Below are 1,516 nucleotides of genomic sequence, written 5' to 3'. Positions count from 1 at the left end.
CGGTCGCCGACCGGGCCCGCCGCGGCGCCGGCGAGGGGCAGGAGGGCCGCGGCGGCCACAGCGCCCAGAAGCACGATCAGGCGGGGTTGCATGGCCCGAAGATAACGACAGTTGACGCGCGACCCGACCGCCGCACGCCCATTTCCCCTACATCTCGGGGGCGCTCACACCCGTACGAGTGAGGGCGTCGACCACGGCGTCCACCACGGCCTCGACGTCGGGCACCCAGGGCGCGGCCGAGCCGGGCAGCGGGGCCCGCTCCCAGTGGACCGTCCCCTGCCCGGTCCCGGAGGGCGGGAGGGCGAGATAGCCGCCCTCGCCGTGGAAGCGGAGGGAGCCGGGCACGTGGTCCTGGGCGTGGAGCAGCTCGCCGAGCTGCTCCAGGGAGTAGGGAGCGACCAGGAGGAAGACGCGGCTCTCGGTGGCGACCACCGGGCCGAGCCTGATGCCCGCCTCGTCGAGCGCGGCGAGGGCGCGCGCGCCCGCGTCCGCGGGGAGGCTGACGGCGCACGGGGCGCGGCCGCCGGTGGCGAGCACGACGGGCGCGGCGGGGCGGTTCGTCCACCACCAGCGCACCATGCGCTCGTCGGTGCTCGCGGCGAGGAGGCCGGGGTCGAGGGGGTGCGCGCCCGGCACCACGCATTCCGGGTCGGGATAGGCGCAGCGGGCACCGCCGCGCCGGTCCAGGCCGACTCCGGGCAGGACGGGCCACCGCCAGACGGTCGCGAAGGTCAGGGCCGCGCCGAGCTGTCCGGCACTGCGGCCGGACCTTCTTCCGATTCGCCAGGACAGGAGCCTGCGTCGCCTACCGAGGATCTCGCGCATGAGCGCTCGTTCCTTTCCGTTGCACGCCGGTGTGAGCCGGAAGGACTGCGGGCCACATCGCACCATGGATGGATCACTTCGATCACTTCGCTGAACGCACGAGCTGGCACATCTGACCCCAGCCTGCGGCATGGGGAACCACTCTGAACCGAGCGTTGACGTGGCGTGGGGTGGCGGCGCCTGGCGTTTTGCCGTCACGCGATATTGCCGGCCGCCTCCCCCACGGGAGGATGGGGCACGGTCGTCGTGAGTTATGACGTCCGGGTCCTCCGCGAGGTTCCGGAAGGTCCCCAACTGCCCCTTGCCATCACTGAGTACGTACCCAGCCCGATCGATGCAACGCTCTACCGAACGTCCTCAGTCGATCGTAATATGCCCTACCCAGAACTGTTTTCGGCCAAGTTTTCAAGATCGATTGTTGCCCTCGAAGTCCCCGTGGACACCAGGAAACCCAGCAGGACAATGCTGGACATCCCCTCATCAGTGCGTGTACATCTGGAGACATTGCTGGCGGCGCATAACGACATGGGGGTTTGCGATGCTATTGAGCAATACGCACCGGCCGGAAAGCCGTGAGCCATGACCACCCCGCATCTTCCGAAAGTGGCTGGAATCGATTCAACAGTTCCGCCACCCGCCCACACTGTCGCGCCGACCGCGCAGACCGCGTCCGCACCAGCGGGCTCCCCGC

At 69.7% G+C, this 1,516-nt stretch carries 2 protein-coding genes; one reads left to right on the top strand and one right to left on the bottom strand.

What is annotated here, in order from left to right:
• Positions 1 to 147: 147 nt before the first annotated feature.
• A complete protein-coding gene (locus AB8Z36_RS40155) occupies positions 148 to 825 on the bottom strand; it encodes a bifunctional DNA primase/polymerase (protein ID WP_369218295.1) in 678 nt (225 codons plus the stop codon).
• 246 nt (positions 826 to 1,071) lie between these two features.
• Between AB8Z36_RS40155 and AB8Z36_RS40150 the strand changes: the two genes are divergently transcribed.
• A complete protein-coding gene (locus AB8Z36_RS40150; protein ID WP_369218294.1) occupies positions 1,072 to 1,401 on the top strand; it encodes a hypothetical protein in 330 nt (109 codons plus the stop codon).
• Positions 1,402 to 1,516 lie beyond the last annotated feature (115 nt).

Origin of the sequence: Streptomyces flavofungini (genome assembly GCF_041028215.1) — a bacterium.
Lineage (GTDB): Bacteria > Actinomycetota > Actinomycetes > Streptomycetales > Streptomycetaceae > Streptomyces > Streptomyces flavofungini_B.
Note: the sequence above shows the minus strand (reverse complement) of the source record. Positions and strands in the feature narration are given on the sequence as shown.

Bases quoted from the DNA above. Each gene is read 5' to 3' on its own strand.
- AB8Z36_RS40155 (WP_369218295.1), bottom strand. From the start codon at position 825: ATGCGCGAGATCCTCGGTAGGCGACGCAGGCTCCTGTCCTGGCGAATC.